The sequence below is a fragment of the Vogesella mureinivorans genome, from assembly GCF_007644035.1.
In the GTDB taxonomy this organism is placed as follows: Bacteria; Pseudomonadota; Gammaproteobacteria; order Burkholderiales; family Chromobacteriaceae; genus Vogesella; species Vogesella mureinivorans.
In genome coordinates this window covers 1-395 of the sequence record NZ_VMTV02000813.1, presented here as the reverse complement: position 1 = coordinate 395, position 395 = coordinate 1, and the positions used below count along the sequence as shown (strand labels likewise).

Genomic DNA, 395 nt, shown 5'->3' with positions numbered 1-395 from the left:
AGGCGCCCAGCGCCACCACATGATCCGGCCGGGCGCGCCAGGCCGCGTCCACGGACGGGCCCCTGGTTTCGCTCACTGTTCGCACGCGGGCGCCGGCGGCGGCCTTCACGCGCTGGGGCAGGTCCGCAAAGGCCTCCATGGCGGTCACGCCGCCCGACGGTTTGCCCACCGCATCCACGGCGCCCAGCTCCAGCGCCGCCAGCGTCACGTCGGCGCCGGCCTGGGTCAGGGTCGAGACCATCACCACCGGCATGGGCCGCAGGCGCATGATCTTCTCGAGAAATTCCAGCCCGTTCATGTTGGGCATCTCGACATCAAGGGTGAAGACGTCGGGGTTCAGCCGCTTGATGGCCTCCCGCGCCTCCAGCGGATCGCCCGCGGTGCCCAGCACCTCG

The 395-nt window shown here is 71.4% G+C and carries 1 protein-coding gene; it reads right to left on the bottom strand.

Annotated elements, in window-relative coordinates:
- On the bottom strand, positions 1-395 hold a 395-nt coding region (locus tag FLQ44_RS19765), incomplete at both ends, for a response regulator (RefSeq protein WP_147695752.1).